A 15,937-nucleotide genomic window follows, 5' to 3' on the forward strand; every position below is an offset into this window, starting at 1 on the left:
GCACGCCGCCAGCGTTCGTCCTGAGCCAGGATCAAACTCTCCAAGATATCTTGGAGCTATTTGCTAGCTCGTTTTCGTTGTTGTCTCTAACCGAAGTTAGTGACTAGAATTTATTTGGTTGGTTTCAACGTTGTTGAAACCCGCACTCTGGCTATGTTCATTTCGTTAAAAATGATTACCTTATATTGTTCAGTTTTCAAAGATCTGCGTGTCAGGTTTTTATTCAGTATCGCCTGACGACTTAATCATTCTATCAGTGATAGAGGATTATGTCAACCACTTTTTTACAACTTTTTTACTATTTTTACACCACCACCTACAAAACCGCATAAATACAGGCTTTACAGTTTAATTACAGTGAATTTCATCTATACACAAACACAGATAAATATTAAAGTTTTATTAGCAGTTGTACTAAGTAAAGTATAGAAAAAGCATCGTCGCAATGACGATGCTTTTAGATGGTGACTCATCCGCGATTCGAACGCGGGACACCCTGATTAAAAGTCAGGTGCTCTGCCAGCTGAGCTAATGAGTCATGTAATGGCAGGGGCGGCTGGGATCGAACCAGCGCATAATGGAGTCAAAGTCCATTGCCTTACCACTTGGCGACGCCCCTAAGTGGGGTGAGTAGTGGGGATCGAACCCACGCGTAACGGAGCCACAATCCGCCGTGTTAACCGCTTCACCATACCCACCACTGTGGAACATACAGAGGAAAGTATCCCCCGTAACGAATGATATTGTATCATTCTACAAGGGATACTGTCAACTATTATTTTTAATTAAACTATTATTTTTTAATTAAATAGTCTTTTACAAAATTCGGCAAAGCAAAAGCCGCTTTCTGTATCCCTGCATTATAGTATTTAGTTGTAAACGTCTGTTCACGATTAGCTTCCCAAGTCAATGGATCATATTTTTTTGAGCCCATGGTGAAGCAATGCATGCCGGTCGGATAAATAGGAATAAAAGCCGTATAGAGACGAGCAATCGGGAAATGATTGGATACGTAGCCGAATACTTTTTCAACTAACGGCTGATGCATCATAGGCGATTCCGTCTGCTGTACAAAAAGGCCGTCTTCTTTCAAAGCTTTATAGGTATTGGCATAGAACTCATCGGTAAACAAACCTTCGCCCGGACCGATTGGATCGGAGCAGTCAACAATGATGACATCGTATTTATTTTCAGCTTGCGCCATAAAGCCGATACCGTCACCGATAGTAACCGTTAATTTAGGATCTTTACGAATCATAGCGTCAGCAATAGTCGGTAAATATTCTTTAGCCAATTCTACTACCTTGCCGTCGATTTCAATCATCATAACAGTTTCTACACAATCATGACGTACACATTCTCTGGCTACACCGCCATCGCCGCCGCCGATGATCAATACATGTTTTGGATTAGGATGCAAGAACAACGGTACATGAGACATCATTTCATGATAAATAAACTCTTCTCGTTCCGATGTTTGGAACACACCGTCCAAAGACAACATAGTGCCGTATTCCAAGCTGTGAACCACTTCAATCTTCTGAAATTCCGACTGCCCGGAATATAAAACCTTATCAATTTCTGCACTCAATTTCAAATGAGCGGACTGATTTTCTGTAATCCAATCTGCCATTGGTAACCTCCTAAGCCGATTAATACCCTCTAACCATACCTAATCAATGTAGCCAAATTGAGAACTCATCCTGTAAATTGCGTAATTACTTACTCACAGTGCATCACTTACAATGCACGCAATTATTTACGCACCGCATAAGCAAAACCGCCGCCCAACATAGTGTCTTGCAACCATTTTTTCAGCGAGAAAATGCGTTCAATTTCTTCATCATACACAACGCAACGTACATCGTCATTGTTTTCCATCAATTTTACAATAGGAACCCAATGCCATGTGGAAAGTCCCTGTTCATGGCCGCGATGACGGTTCAAAAAAGCTACCGGTGAATCACTGCCAAGACCCTGTTTGATGAAATTCATTACCTGCTGTAACGGTTGGCGACAAACGGCAAAAGGATATACTCCCATCATCTTAACGGTATACGGCAATTCTTTCTTTTCACAATAGTCATTTAAACCTTCATGGAACCATTGCGTCTTATAGAGCCCGCCGCCAAAACGAGGGCGCACATATTGGAATACTTCCTCCATACGTTCCAAAGCTGCTTCCCCGTCAGCACTGGCAGCACTATCCAATAAACCGTCGCGAAATTGTACATAGCTGATTACCTGCGTCGCCGTCGTAGGACCGCAACCGGATAAACGTTGCCAATCATCACGATACCATTCTTGATTATAACCGTAAGAAAAACGGCCGTCTTTTTTCACCTGCAACCATTCAAGATGTTTGAGTGTCAAGCTCTCCATATATTTCTCAATCCTCTATTACATCAACTTAAATTAAAAATCTAAAATCATTTGTAATAGTGACCTTCCATACATAGACCTACGATTAAATTAGTCTTCTACAACTTCAACCTTAACCATACGGTCACCTTGCTGAATGCCATCTACTACATCCATGCCTTCAATTACTTTGCCAAATACGGTATGAACACCATCCAAATGAGGCTGTGGTTCATATACGATAAAGAACTGACTGCCACCCGTATTCGGACCGCGATGGGCCATGGATAATGCACCGCGTTCATGTTTATGCGGATTACCGATTAATTCATCTTTAATAGTGTAGCCAGGACCGCCTGTGCCATTGCCGTTAGGACAACCGCCTTGAGCTACGAATCCCGGAATTACACGATGGAATGTAAGGCCGTCATAAAAACCTTCTTTGATTAATTTTTCAAAATTGGCAACCGTACCGGGTGCTTCTTTTTCAAATAATTCAATCGTAATATCGCCTTTTTCCATATGGATAATCGCTTTTTTCATTCTATTCTACCTCCAACAATGTACGGAGTACATAACTCGATAACATAAGACCCGCTACGGATGGAACAAAACCGCAAGAGCCGGGGCTGCGAGAATCATCATCACGATTAGGCGTCATCGGTTTTTCCGTGGAGAACACGACCGTCTGCTTCTTAATGCCACGTTTGCGCAATTCACGACGCATAACTTTGGCAAGCGGACAAGTATGGGTTTTACTGATGTCGGAAATGCGCAACAATTCCGGATGCATCTTATTGCCGGTTCCCATGGACGATACACAAGGTATCCCCAATTCCTGACAAGTCTCGATAATAGCCAATTTAGCGGTTACCATGTCAATCGCATCGATAACGAAATCCACCTTAATGTCCTTGATAAAATCAGGATAGGCTTCTTTGGTATAGACAATATCATAGGTATCAACCTGCATATCCGGACAAATCGATAAAGCACGCTCTTTAGCCACTTCCACCTTGCGGCGACCGATAGTTTCCTGCGTTGCAATTAACTGGCGATTTAAATTACTCACCGTAACTTTATCACCGTCAATTAATACCAAGCGCCCCACGCCGGTACGCACCAAAGCTTCCATGGCAAAACCGCCTACACCGCCGCAGCCGAATAAAGCTACCGATTTGGTGCCTAAATTTTCTAATTTTTCTTTTCCTACCAGCCATTCCAAGCGGGTTAACATATGTTCCATTTAAAAACTCCAATCAATAATACACTTTTTACTGACTGTCACCAAAGTGACTGCTACAAGCTGCCGCTTCGACGCGGCAGCGACATTTAATTCTAATGACAGTTATATTTTCACTGTCAAAAAACATCAAAGCAAACGACTATTTCAGATTAGCGCACAGCCGGAATAATTTCCAACCAATAGTCGTCCGGATCAGCGATGAAATAAATACCCATATTAGGGTTTTCATATACTACACAGTCCATTTCTTTATGTTTTTTATAAGCTGCTTCATAGTCATCGACTACGAATGCCAAATGGAATTCATTATCACCCAAATTATAAGGACGATCCCAGTCACGCAACCAAGTCAGTTCCAACTGATGGCCGCTAACGCCGTCTTCCATATATACAATTCTGAAGGCACCGTCAGCCGGTTCAATACGACGACCCGGTTTTAAGTCCAATGCTTCTTCATAGAATTTGATGCTTTTTTCTAAATCTCGTACATTAAAGTTGTTATGTACCATTTTAAATTTCATGTGATTAACTCCTCTCAGCGTCTACACACACAAATAAATTACTTCTAATTTTAAATTATATTTTTCTGTTACAAATATTTAATACTGCTATTTAATAGTATCACAAATCTCGATATATTGCTATATGACGAACTAATATTATGATTATGGCACCATAAAATGCGCTGTACTGCCCCGATTAGTAGCCTCTACTTCCAAATGAGCCTGAATACGGCCTTTAAGTTCAGGCACATGAGAAATAATCCCCACCAGACGGCCCGACTTCTGCAATTCCACCAAAGTCTCCATGGCAATATCCAGTGTATCGGGATCCAAAGTCCCAAAGCCTTCATCAATGAAAATTGTATCTAAATGAATGCCGCCGGCATAAGCCTGAATAATGTCGGCAAGCCCCATGGCAAGTGACAAGGACGCGAGGAACGTTTCCCCTCCGGACAAAGTATTGGCCGGTCGTTCATAGCCCGTATAAGTGTCAAGCACCGACAAATCAAGGCCTCGATGACCACGACTAACGCTTTCAACCCGGGCGCGCAGCAGTTCATAGCGACCGCGGCTCATCTGCCGCAACCGCACATTGGCGGCCACCACTACTTCTTCCAAAATAGCGCCTAATACATACCGTTCGAAAGTGACCCCCTTCTGCCCCGAATTGCCACCGCTGGCCAAATCATGGAGCTTAAAAATAAAATCAACCCGCTCCATAATTGCCTTATTGTCAGCCACCAGTTTTGCATATTCCGTTAAAACTTCATCAAGATGCCGAACGACTTCCGAAGCCAAGGTTTCTTGACGCACGGCCTCTTCATAAGCAGCCGTAGCTGCTTCTTTCATCTCAAGCGTCACTGCTTCAGTTGGTTCAGCCAAAGCCTGCAATTCTTCATCCGCTGCCTTTAACAGGGTATTCTCCCTATTGACGGCCGTATCAAAATCATGTACCTGTGTTGACAAGCTTGACTTATCGGCAACTTTAAGGCGCAAATCGGCTACGTCTTCGTCCGTCAATTGACACTTGGTTAGTTCTTCCGAAATGAACTGCGCCACATCAGCCAGCTCCGAATTGGTTTCCCGCTCCTGCTTTTGCCAATTAATAATATTCGTACTATTTGAACTTTGCCGCTGCAAGAAATCCCGTTCTGTCTCATCAAAGCCCGCCTTTTCATTGTCATACGAAGTAAGCCACTGTATTTTTTGCTGCAGCTCTTTTTCCCAACTTGCCCGGTCAATTTCCTTAACCGCTTCTTGGTGTAATTCTAAGGCAGATCGCTTGCCGGACAACGCGTGCAACGTTTGCTGATGTTGCTCTTCCTTTTGTTGTAAAGCGTGACGAAGTATTTCCATGCCTTTGTTAATTTCCGTCACTTCCTTATTCAGCTGTTGGGCCTTAGTTTCCTTGATGGCTAGTGTTTTACGTCGATTATCAAGAATTGTTTTGGCCGTTTCTGCTTCACCTAAAAACGCATTAGCCTCAGCCGTTTGTATGCCAAGACCTCTATGATTGGCTAACCATTCGGTCACCGCTTGAGAGCTCTTAATTACCGCTTCCTCGGCTTCTTTTAATTGCGTTGCCGTGGTTACCTTACGCTCCGCCTGCTTTGATGTCAACTTAATCGCATCATTATAAGCTTTTTCAGCCTTCGCCACATCATCTTCCTTATAGTCCTCAGGCCAGGTTGCCTTATGAGGATGCTCTTTTGAGCCGCAAACAGGACAAGGTGTATGTTCCTTTAAGGCTCCGGCCAAACCGGCCGCAGCATACTGTTCACGCAGATACTCCCGATGATTTCGTTCCGACAAAGCCAACTCTTCAGCTTGCTTTGCCTGCTCATAAGCATGACGGGCATTGGAATCACGGAGTTTAGCTGTTTCTCTATCGGTTAAAAGTTTTACCGCCTGCTGCCCTAATTGAACAGCACCAATAACAGCTTCCCAATCATTCATCAATGAACTTTGACCGGCTATTTCTGTCTGAAGGCTCGTTAAACTCTGTGCTAAGATATTAACTTCTTCCGTTTTTTCGGTTAGCAGTGCATTTTGTGCCTGCAGGCCCGCTTTCGCTGCCTTTGCCTGCTCGGCCAGTTTTGCTATGTCTTGCTGAATGCTTGCTATAGCATCAAAATGTTTTTGAATATCCGAAGCCTTATTAATATCTAACCGATATGTCTCACTCAAAGGTTTCCGTTCGGCCAATGAAGCTTTTTGTTCGGCCAACGTTTTACCTTCTGTCACCAAATCATCTTTAAGTTTAAACGCCGTTTGTAAATCAGCGTCGATTTGTTTAACTTTAGCGATCAATTGCTGCTGTTGCATTTCTTTTTGCAATATAGGGGCAATCTGTTCCAAACGCGCTAATGTTTTTCGAGTTGCTTCAATCGCAGCCGATTCTTTCATGAATTCTGTCAACACAGCCCGTTTTTCAGCTATCACAGCCGTCAAAGAGCGACGTTTTTCGCCCAATTCATAATCGTTTACAATCCGCTGTTGCGTCTTATGTGCCTCTATTAATACGACTGTCGCTTCCGTCTGTGCCACTTTGGCGGCCGCCGCTTTTTCGCATAAATCCGTTTCGGTTACTACATCTTCACCGCTCAACAAATATCGCTGGCGATTTAACACATCTTCAGACGATTTGGATACTTTTTCGTACTCTTCTTTTAATAAATCCTGCAAGCGGGTATAAATAGCGGTATTAAACAAGGTGTGCATCAAGGCTTCACGCTCTGCTGTTTTGGCAACCAAGAGTTTACGGAATTCCCCTTGCGGCAATAAAACAACTTGTAAAAATTGGTCCAATCGAAAACCGATAATTTCATCGATTTTCTCCTTAATTTCATTGGAACGACTGCTGAATTCACGCCATTTACCATCTTCAAGAACAGAGAGCTGAGCCACCGCCGCTTGTTCACGATACCCTTCGCCGCGCTTTTTCTTAACCTTCTGTTTAGGGCTCCGCGTAATTTTATAACAATTGTCACCGACAGCAAAGGTAAAGCACACTTCCGTCAGCGTCTCCTCCGACGCATAATCACTGCGCATGGTCGTACCTTCACGTAAACCGCCGCTGGATTCTCCGAATAAAGCGAATACCATAGCATCTAAAATACTTGTTTTACCCGCCCCGGTGGGTCCCGTAATGAGGAACAGACTCTGATTTTTTAAATCGGCAAAATCCAAGTGAACCGTTTCCGCATAAGGACCGAATGCCGTCATAGTCAATGTTAATGGTCTCATGTCAGTCCTCCTTAATCAATCGCTGCCAAAGAGAGTTCATAAATTCCTTCTCTTCTTCAGACAAGGGCTCATTACGCACCGTCGCTGCAAATTGTTCGAACAATTCATGCTCCGATAATTCTTTGTATTTCACCTCATTATAGCTCGTCATTTCAGCCTTCATGCGTCCCGTAAGCTCCAAGGACATGGCATACGGAAAAACCTCCCGCAAGCGCGCCATGCCGTCAATCACCGGCGACGTATCGGCCAATTCAACCTGTACATAGTTATTCTTGTGCGCCTCATGAAGTTTTTTATCTTCCAAAATATCATTGAACAGCCCTTTAATAACGACTACATCATGCTTTGCCTCAACAGATACCTGCTCAATTTGGCAAGCACCGACTGCATCCATGTCAACAATGGTGAAAGATTTATTATGATTGGCTTCGTCAAAAGAATATTTCAAGAGCGAGCCGCTGTAACGGATATGCTCGGCACCCATACGCTGTGGCCGATGAATGTGCCCCAACGCTGTGTAATTAAAAGGTGCAAATACATCCGTCCCCACATTAGCACTGCCGCCGATAACAAGAGGTCGCTCCGATTCACTGGTAAGACTGCCCGCTACCATGGCATGAGCAATCCCCACCGTGCGCATTCCTTCCGGCACCTGACGGCGTAAATAATCGGCCCATGCTGCATAGGTAGAGCCAAACGCAACAGCTAAATCCTGCCATTCTTCCAACTGTTCTTCAGCCGATATGGTCTCCAACAAATGAGTCAGCAGCGTACGTGGCTCCGCAAAAGGCATGGGACAAAAAGCAATTTTGCCATAACCGTCCTCCAAATAGAGCGGCTGCAAACTGCGATCCATACGACTCCATACATGCACACCGGAGTCTGAGTACAAATCACGCCCCATATCAAGACGCTCTGCACTATCGTGATTACCGCCGATAACCAATGCCGGAATTTTATAATCCTTGGCTAATTTTGTAATCACCATATCCCATAACGCAACGGCTTCCACCGGCGGTACCGCCCGGTCAAACACATCGCCGGCAATCACAACGACATCAATCTTTGCCGCTTTCAATAATTTAAAAAACTGTTCTTCTAACACATATGCCTGGTCATCTGTTAAATGATGCGCATAGAAAATACGCCCCAAATGCCAGTCCCCGGTATGTAATATTCGCATAGTAACCCTCTGTATGACCACACCTAAAAATAAAATATATGCACATCTAAATATGCACAATATTTTCGCGCCGATTACGCATCTAAAAATTACGCATCAGCCTTCTTTATACACGCTTTTTAACAAGGCAATTTCTTTCGCATATCCGTCCAATTCATTCGGGGTTTCCAGATAAAACGGTAAATTACGCAAAGCCAGATGATTGATGATGTTCGTGATAGCTTCCAAACCGATATGACCTTCACCGATTTTTTCATGACGATCTTTGTGAGCCCCACGCGGATTCTTGGAATCATTCAAATGAATCGCATGCAAACTGTCCAGCCCTACAATTTTGTCAAATGAATCAATGACTCCGTCCAAATCACCGATTACATCATAATCTCCTTCATGGATATGACAGGTATCCATGCAGACACCGATATACTCCTTCAATTTCACGCCATCAATAATACGCGCAATTTCTTCAAACGTACGCCCCACTTCGGTGCCTTTGCCGGCCATGGTTTCCAACAATACCGTTGTATGCATGCCTTCAAACATCACTTCATTAAGTGCCTCTACAATATATTCAATGCCTTGATCGACACCCTGCTTGACATGGCTGCCGGGATGAAAATTATATAATTGATTCGGCAAAAATTCCAAACGCTCCAAATCTTCACGCATCATGTTTTTGGCAAATTGACGAAGTGACGGATCGGCTGCACAAGCATTCAACGTATACGGTGCATGCCCCAAAATCTTACCGAAATTATGTTCCGCCATGAATGTTTCCAATGCCTTCATATCAGCTTCGTCAAAAGTACGTGCTTTACCGCCGCGAGGATTCCGCGTAAAGTATTGGAACGTATTGGCACCTAAACTCAGTGCCTCTTTCCCCATATGCAAATACCCCTTACTGATTGATAAATGACATCCGATAGTTAACATGAAAACTCTCCTTTTTAATTAATGACTCTATATACAATATTCAAGCCCCATTCACCGGTCTGCTTTTTACGCCGTTAAACATCGGAACTTAACCTATGATTTTTATACTAATACATTTATTATATAACAAATTTCTAATTACATGACTAAATTCTAAGTTCATAGCAAACTCTTATTGCAAAAGTCTATTTATGCAACAAAAAAAGAGCCTTGCGGCTCTTTTTGTTTAATGGGTTCCTTTACGCAGACAATCCGGGCAAATACCTTCGAACGTAATTTGCTGACCGGTCACTTTGTAGTGACTCAAAGCTTCCACTTCCGCTAAGGTATCTTCCATGTTCATATCGTGTAAATCATCAATGCGATTACATATGCTGCAACGCATGTGAGGGTGGTTATGAGTATCCCAGTCGTAACGGCTGGAATCATCGCCAATATCAAGAACTTTTACAAGACCGATTTTTTCAAAAATTTCCATCGTCTTATATACGGTTGCTAAACTCATGCTAGGATGATCTTGGCGCAAACTTTGATAAATCATTTCCGCCGTCGGATGCTCATTTTGACCATAAAGCACTTGGTAAATCGCAATACGTTGAGGGGTTACTTTGTAACCTTCGGAACGCAATTTTTGTGCAATATCCATAGCAATCAATCCTCTCTCCACTCGGATTTAATAGTGTTTCGTGCAACTTTGCACGTTGCCTATAGCTAAGTTGCTCAGTTAAAAATTTAACTCTAACCAATAACAATTATTGGTTAATTAATTATAGCAAATTTAGTATACTTTGGCAAGATAACCGCTTATCAAATCTAATTATATACAGCAGGATTAGTCTTTGAAATACGGTTTGAAGGCACCGCTCTTATGTGCTTCCTGGCCGCCACGACGACCTTGGCCTTCCGGATTACGGCGTTTGGAACGATTGCCGCCGGAACGACGGGAATCATCAAGACCGTTACGATCGCGGAAACTGCGTTCACCATTGCGGCGATCACCACGACGATCGGAACCGCGGGAAGTGCGCTGACCGTCACGACGACGGCCGTCTTTACCGAAGGAGCGTTTTTTACGAACACGTAACGGAGCTTCCTCAGTAATATTAACCGGCGTAGTATCCGGCTCTTTAGTCAATAATTTAATAGCCGCAGCCACTAAAGTTACGGAATCTAAATCATTTAATAATTCTTCCGCACTGGCGCGATATTCTTTAAGATTTTCAGTATCATCAGCCATATCAATTAAGCTTTGAACAGCCAATTTCTGCTGGCCTTCCAACACTTCGCCCAAAGACGGTGCTTTACGACGGGCAATTTTACGTTTAGTCAAACGTTCAATAGCGTGTAAATGTTCCATTTCACGAGGGATAACAAAGGTATTGGCCATCCCGGCTTTACCGGCACGACCGGTACGGCCCACGCGGTGAACATAACTTTCCGGATCTTGCGGCAAGTCATAGTTATATACATGAGTTACGCCACTGATATCGAGACCGCGGGCTGCTACGTCGGTAGCTACCAAAATATCGATGGTACCTTCGCGGAACTGACGAATTACGCTGTCGCGTTTTTGCTGAGATAAATCACCATGAATACCTTCAGCCATATAACCGCGTTTTTTCAAACCTTCGGTTACTTCATCGACACGGCGTTTCGTACGTCCGAACACGATAGCAAGTTCAGGTGCCTGCATATCGAGCAAACGGCAAAGTAAATCGAACTTCTGACGGTCCTGTACTTCGATGTAGTACTGTTCGATTAAGTCCATAGTAACCTGCGTTGGTTTCATGCGAATGAGACGCGGTTCTTTTAAGTAATTTTCAGCCAATGTCTGAATGGCCGGCGGCATGGTAGCGGAGAACAACAATGTCTGGCGTTGTTCCGGTACGGCTGCCAAAATTTTATTAATGTCATCGATGAAGCCCATGTTAAGCATTTCATCCGCTTCATCGAGGACAATTACTTTTACATTATCAAAATTGATGGATCCGCGTTCCATGTGATCCATTAAACGACCCGGGGTTGCGACGATAATTTGAGGATTTTTGCGCAAGCTGCGGAATTGGCGCTGAATATCCTGACCGCCGTAGATAGGCAAGGCCTGAATATGGGTGTGCTGTGCCATTTTGTTGAGCTCTTCCGCTACTTGAATAGCCAATTCACGGGTTGGCGATAAAATTAAAACCTGTACGGCTCGAAGATGTTCATCAACCTGTTCCAAAGCAGGGATACCGAAAGCAGCGGTTTTACCGGTACCGGTCTGAGCCTGGCCAATCATGTCTAAGCCGCTCATGGCAACCGGAATGGCTTCCTTCTGAATCGGTGTAGGTTCTTCAAACCCCATATCATTTAAAGCCCGTAAAATGGGCTCGCTAATTTGTAATTCTTCAAATTTTTCAAGCATGAACTATATGAGTCCTCCTTATGTAAATCAATCTTATTTTCGTCTATTATTCGTCGGCGTATTCTAATATTATAACACAGATAAAAGAAGATAGCCAAATTAGAATGTCAATTTTTTCCAATTCAGCTATCTTTATGAAAAACTATCTTACTTTTTCTTACTATATACGATTATTATATTATTATTTTCAAATGGTGCCGGTTCATGTCGTTTTTGGCGATTATTATTCTGATTCCGGTTCCGATTTTGATTGCCACCGTCTTGGCGATTGCCGTTACGATTACGGTTTCGATTGCCGTTACGATTACAGTTTCGATTGTCATTGCGATTACCGTTGCGATTACCGTTACGGTTATCACGATTCCGCGAATCACCACGTTGACTATCGCGATTTTGACATTCACCGCCTTGACTGTCACGACGATTGTGATTACGCTGCGCTGAATCATCACCGGCTGCCACAGCTGCTGCCGCTTTTTCTTTATCGCGCAGTGCCTTCATAGATAAACCGATACGATTCCGTTTCGGCTCAACGGAAATTATTTCCGCTTCAATGATATCGCCTACCGCCAACACATCTGACGGGTGTTCATTACGGCGGCAGAACTCACTGCGATGAAGTAAACCATTAACCTTTAAGCCGAAATCAACAAAGGCACCAAAGTCCACAACATTATGTACGGTCCCTTTTACTACGGTACCGACTTTTACATCTTCAAGGCTCATAATGTGTTTACGAGTCATCGGTGCCGGTAAATCTTCACGCGGATCGCGCCCCGGTTTAGCCAAGGCCTCTAAAATGTCGCGCACCGTCGGTACACCGGCATCCAATTCTTTAGCCACATCTTCCGCATTCACCAAGGCCAGCTTGGTATGAAAATCAGCCAGTTTCGCTTTGTCATTTAATTCAACCAAAGTAAAACCTAAATTTTTAATGATGGTTTCCGCCAAATCATACGATTCCGGATGGACCGGTGTATTATCGAGCGGGTTCTGACTGTCTTTGATACGCAAGAACCCGGCACATTGTGTAAAAGCCGCCGGCCCCAATCGTTTAACCTTTAACAATTCCTTGCGGTTGTTAAAAGCACCGTTATCTTTACGGTACGTTACGATATTATTGGCAACCGCTGCGGATATCCCGGCCACATGTTCCAAAATAGCCGGTGATGCCGTATTGAGCTCTACCCCTACATGGTTTACCACGGTTTCCACCACTTGGTCCAAGGTTTCACTGAGCTGTTTCTGATTAACATCATGCTGATATTGACCGACCCCGATTGATTTAGGATCAATTTTAACCGATTCCGCCAACGGATCCTGGACACGACGGGCAATGGATACAGCCCCTCGAATGGATACGTCCAAATCCGGCAATTCTTCGATAGCCAATTTAGACGCGGAATACACCGAAGCCCCGGCTTCATTGGTAATAATATAATGGCAATCCAGTTTTTCATCTTCAATCAACTGGGAAACAAATTGTTCCGTTTCGTATGAAGCCGTGCCGTTACCGATGGATAACAAGGTAACCTTCCATTTACGAATGCATGCTACCATATCCTTCTTAGCCGCTTCCTTGCCGCGTTCACCGGATGTCAAATGGTATATCCCCTGATCGAGCACATTCCCCTGTACATCGATAACCGCCATTTTACAGCCCATGCGATAGCCCGGATCGAGCCCCATGATAACATGACCGGCCAAAGGCGGTTGCAATAAGAGATTGCGAAGGTTAGTACCGAATACTTTAATAGCCTGTTCATCGGCATTTTCCGTTAAAGTCTTACGGATTTCACGTTCCATGGCCGGGAAAATAAGACGCTTATAAGCATCCGCTACGGCAATGGCTTTATATTCTTTTAAAGCAGCTACGCCCGTTTCAGGCAAGGCCGCTACCATGTAATCAATATAGGTTTCATCCGGTGCCGTCAACGATACTTTGAGGGCACCCAATTTTTCGCCGCGATTAATAGCCAAGATACGGTGCGACGGCATCTGATGAATCGGTTCTTCATAATCGGCATAATGAAGGAAAAGCTGACGCACTTCATCGGTTTCAGCCGTTTCTTCATCACCGGTCATAACAGTTTTTACTTTACCTTGACGCCAGATGGCATCACGCAAATAGGCACGGAAATCAGCACGATCACTCACATCTTCAGCCACAATATCCATAGCCCCCTGCAACGCCGCTTCAGCATCAGACACGTCTTCCGTAATAAATGGTGCCGTCAAGCTTTCCACGGTGCTCGCTGTATCTTCAGTTTTATCATCGAGCATCAATTGAGCCAACGGTTCAAGCCCGCGTTCACGGGCAATGGACGCACGGGTACGTTTCTTAGGGCGATACGGTAAATATAAATCTTCCAGCTCTTGAAGTTTCATGGCTCCTTCAATAGCCGTGGCTAATTCGGGCGTCATTTTTTCCTGTTCCGTAATGGACCGAACAATTTCTTCACGACGCTGTTCCAAATTGCGCAAATATTTAATGCGTTCTTCGATTTCACGAAGTTGTTCATCCTTTAATTCTCCCGTTTTTTCCTTACGATAACGAGCGATAAACGGAACTGTGTTCCCTTCATCCAATAATTCAACGGCTACCTTTACCTGCCAGGCATTAACGCCTAATTCAGCCGCAATATATTGAGACATTTTTTCCAACATGGGTTACTCCTTCCGTCGATACGTAACAAAACTGAATGGCCAAGGATTCTTCTCGTCCACTTCACCGGGTATTGATTCTACCACTTCAAACAGGTTTAAATCAATAGTCGGGAAAAACGCATCGCCTTCAAACTCATGATCGATTTCCGTTACATAGAGAACGTCTGCATAAGGCATAAAAGATTCGTACATCTGAGCTCCGCCGATACAATAAGCAACGTCCAGTTTGGCTGCTTCTTCGGCCGCTTCCGCCGGCGACGTAAATACACGCACCCCTTCATAAGGTGGTTGATAATCCGCTTGACGAGTTACTACCCAATGTTCACGATTTGGCAACAAGAACGGCAACGACTCCAATGTCTTGCGTCCCATAATGATAACATGACCGGTAGTCAGTTTTTTAAAATACTGCAAATCTTTCGGCACATGCCAAATCAGCTGATTATCTTTGCCAATCACATTATTTTTAGCTTTTGCCACAATCATCGCTAACATTATACGGCCACCTCCATCGATAATTTACCCAAATGTTCGTATCCTTCCAATTTCACATCATCCGCCGTGAAATCATAGAAATTCTGAACCTTGTCATTAAGCCACAAAGACGGAGCCGGTTTCGCCTCTTCCAGACGAGCAAGCTGCGTCTTCAAAGCTTCCACATGGTTTTCATAAATATGAGCATTGTTGATGATATGGGTAAACTGCCCAGGTTTTAAACCGCTCACATGAGCAATCATATAAACAAGGGTCGCATACTGAGTCATATTGAAAGGTACGCCTAGCCCCATATCGCCACTACGCTGTACGAGCATGCAATTTAACTTATCGCCCTCAACATCCCACAAAGTTTCATAAGCACAAGGTTGCAAAGCCATATCCGGCAAATCTTCAATATTCCACAAGGTAACAATCATGCGGCGACTCTGCGGATCTTCTTTAATCATGCGGAGTAAATTATCCACCTGTTTGTATTTAGCCAACTGATAGCCGTACGCTTTACCGATGGTGCCGTCTTCACGCATCCATTCATCCCACACGTGAACGCCCATGCCCTGCAATTCTTTCACATCATTGCTCTGCTTTTGCCAAATCCATAAGAGTTCTTTGACCGCTGTTTTGAAAGCCACAAATTTAGTAGTCAAAATAGGAAATTCTTTACTCAAATCGAACTGCATCATTTGGTGAGGCAATTTATAGGTAGGAATGCCGGTGCGGTTATTAGCATAATAACCTTCCTTCAAAATGCGTTCCACAATCGCTAAGTATTGAGTATCTGCTGAGCTCATGATAGTCTCCTTTGTGTATAGTCTAATAGTGTAATAGTGTAATAGTCTAGTAGCCTAATAGTCTAATGGCGTTTTTAATGATACACCTTACAGGCAACGTCATAAAAA

The 15,937-nt window shown here is 43.8% G+C and carries 13 protein-coding genes and 3 tRNA genes; all 16 read right to left on the reverse strand.

Going from position 1 to position 15,937, the window contains the following annotated elements:
* Nucleotides 1–462 precede the first annotated feature (462 nt).
* Nucleotides 463–538, reverse strand: a tRNA-Lys gene (locus EO126_RS01465).
* A 6-nt stretch (nucleotides 539–544) separates the two neighbouring features.
* A tRNA-Gln gene (locus EO126_RS01470) sits at nucleotides 545–619 on the reverse strand.
* Nucleotides 620–622: 3 nt separating this feature from the next.
* Nucleotides 623–698, reverse strand: a tRNA-His gene (locus EO126_RS01475).
* A gap of 95 nt (nucleotides 699–793) precedes the next feature.
* On the reverse strand, nucleotides 794–1,633 hold the full coding sequence (gene speE, locus EO126_RS01480; RefSeq protein ID WP_006555876.1) for a polyamine aminopropyltransferase: 840 nt from the start codon (nucleotides 1,631–1,633) through the stop codon (nucleotides 794–796).
* Between the two features lie 122 nt (nucleotides 1,634–1,755).
* Nucleotides 1,756–2,382 carry a hypothetical protein gene (locus tag EO126_RS01485; RefSeq protein ID WP_127007145.1) on the reverse strand — a complete coding sequence of 209 codons (627 nt, stop codon included), beginning with the start codon at nucleotides 2,380–2,382 and terminating at the stop codon, nucleotides 1,756–1,758.
* A gap of 90 nt (nucleotides 2,383–2,472) precedes the next feature.
* Nucleotides 2,473–2,904, reverse strand: coding sequence for a peptidylprolyl isomerase (locus EO126_RS01490; RefSeq protein ID WP_006555874.1), 432 nt, complete (start codon nucleotides 2,902–2,904; stop codon nucleotides 2,473–2,475).
* Nucleotide 2,905: 1 nt separating this feature from the next.
* Nucleotides 2,906–3,607, reverse strand: a complete 702-nt coding sequence (locus EO126_RS01495; protein WP_006555873.1) for a tRNA threonylcarbamoyladenosine dehydratase — start codon at nucleotides 3,605–3,607, stop codon at nucleotides 2,906–2,908.
* Nucleotides 3,608–3,756: 149 nt separating this feature from the next.
* Nucleotides 3,757–4,128 carry a VOC family protein gene (locus EO126_RS01500; RefSeq protein WP_006555872.1) on the reverse strand — a complete coding sequence of 124 codons (372 nt, stop codon included), beginning with the start codon at nucleotides 4,126–4,128 and terminating at the stop codon, nucleotides 3,757–3,759.
* A 144-nt stretch (nucleotides 4,129–4,272) separates the two neighbouring features.
* Nucleotides 4,273–7,356, reverse strand: coding sequence for an AAA family ATPase (locus tag EO126_RS01505; protein ID WP_006555871.1), 3,084 nt, complete (start codon nucleotides 7,354–7,356; stop codon nucleotides 4,273–4,275).
* A 1-nt stretch (nucleotide 7,357) separates the two neighbouring features.
* Entirely contained in the window at nucleotides 7,358–8,539 is a 1,182-nt protein-coding gene (locus EO126_RS01510; RefSeq protein WP_006555870.1) for an exonuclease SbcCD subunit D, read from the reverse strand.
* Nucleotides 8,540–8,635: 96 nt separating this feature from the next.
* Nucleotides 8,636–9,472: a deoxyribonuclease IV gene (locus EO126_RS01515; protein ID WP_006555869.1), complete on the reverse strand. Its 837-nt coding sequence runs from the start codon at nucleotides 9,470–9,472 to the stop codon at nucleotides 8,636–8,638.
* Nucleotides 9,473–9,698: 226 nt separating this feature from the next.
* A complete protein-coding gene (locus EO126_RS01520; RefSeq protein WP_006555868.1) occupies nucleotides 9,699–10,118 on the reverse strand; it encodes a Fur family transcriptional regulator in 420 nt (139 codons plus the stop codon).
* A gap of 186 nt (nucleotides 10,119–10,304) precedes the next feature.
* A complete protein-coding gene (cshA, locus tag EO126_RS01525) occupies nucleotides 10,305–11,876 on the reverse strand; it encodes a degradosome RNA helicase CshA (RefSeq protein WP_006555867.1) in 1,572 nt (523 codons plus the stop codon).
* Between the two features lie 147 nt (nucleotides 11,877–12,023).
* A complete protein-coding gene (locus EO126_RS01530) occupies nucleotides 12,024–14,543 on the reverse strand; it encodes a Tex family protein (protein ID WP_006555866.1) in 2,520 nt (839 codons plus the stop codon).
* 3 nt (nucleotides 14,544–14,546) lie between these two features.
* On the reverse strand, nucleotides 14,547–15,038 hold the full coding sequence (locus EO126_RS01535) for a dihydrofolate reductase (protein WP_006555865.1): 492 nt from the start codon (nucleotides 15,036–15,038) through the stop codon (nucleotides 14,547–14,549).
* Nucleotides 15,038–15,829: a thymidylate synthase gene (locus tag EO126_RS01540; RefSeq protein WP_006555864.1), complete on the reverse strand. Its 792-nt coding sequence runs from the start codon at nucleotides 15,827–15,829 to the stop codon at nucleotides 15,038–15,040. Before EO126_RS01540 ends, EO126_RS01535 begins: the two co-directional genes overlap by 1 nt.
* Between the last annotated feature and the right edge of the window lie 108 nt (nucleotides 15,830–15,937).

Source organism: Veillonella seminalis (genome assembly GCF_003992065.1).
Classification (GTDB): domain Bacteria; phylum Bacillota; class Negativicutes; order Veillonellales; family Veillonellaceae; genus Veillonella_A; species Veillonella_A seminalis.

What these genes read in the sequence shown, in the direction of transcription:
- speE (WP_006555876.1), bottom strand. Translation starts at nt 1,633, where the DNA reads ATGGCAGATTGGATTACAGAAAATCAGTCCGCTCATTTGAAATTGAGT.
- EO126_RS01485 (WP_127007145.1), bottom strand. Translation starts at nt 2,382, where the DNA reads ATGGAGAGCTTGACACTCAAACATCTTGAATGGTTGCAGGTGAAAAAA.
- EO126_RS01490 (WP_006555874.1), bottom strand. Translation starts at nt 2,904, where the DNA reads ATGAAAAAAGCGATTATCCATATGGAAAAAGGCGATATTACGATTGAA.
- EO126_RS01495 (WP_006555873.1), bottom strand. Translation starts at nt 3,607, where the DNA reads ATGGAACATATGTTAACCCGCTTGGAATGGCTGGTAGGAAAAGAAAAA.
- EO126_RS01500 (WP_006555872.1), bottom strand. Translation starts at nt 4,128, where the DNA reads ATGAAATTTAAAATGGTACATAACAACTTTAATGTACGAGATTTAGAA.
- EO126_RS01505 (WP_006555871.1), bottom strand. Translation starts at nt 7,356, where the DNA reads ATGAGACCATTAACATTGACTATGACGGCATTCGGTCCTTATGCGGAA.
- EO126_RS01510 (WP_006555870.1), bottom strand. Translation starts at nt 8,539, where the DNA reads ATGCGAATATTACATACCGGGGACTGGCATTTGGGGCGTATTTTCTAT.
- EO126_RS01515 (WP_006555869.1), bottom strand. Translation starts at nt 9,472, where the DNA reads ATGTTAACTATCGGATGTCATTTATCAATCAGTAAGGGGTATTTGCAT.
- EO126_RS01520 (WP_006555868.1), bottom strand. Translation starts at nt 10,118, where the DNA reads ATGGATATTGCACAAAAATTGCGTTCCGAAGGTTACAAAGTAACCCCT.
- cshA (WP_006555867.1), bottom strand. Translation starts at nt 11,876, where the DNA reads ATGCTTGAAAAATTTGAAGAATTACAAATTAGCGAGCCCATTTTACGG.
- EO126_RS01530 (WP_006555866.1), bottom strand. Translation starts at nt 14,543, where the DNA reads ATGTTGGAAAAAATGTCTCAATATATTGCGGCTGAATTAGGCGTTAAT.
- EO126_RS01535 (WP_006555865.1), bottom strand. Translation starts at nt 15,038, where the DNA reads ATGTTAGCGATGATTGTGGCAAAAGCTAAAAATAATGTGATTGGCAAA.
- EO126_RS01540 (WP_006555864.1), bottom strand. Translation starts at nt 15,829, where the DNA reads ATGAGCTCAGCAGATACTCAATACTTAGCGATTGTGGAACGCATTTTG.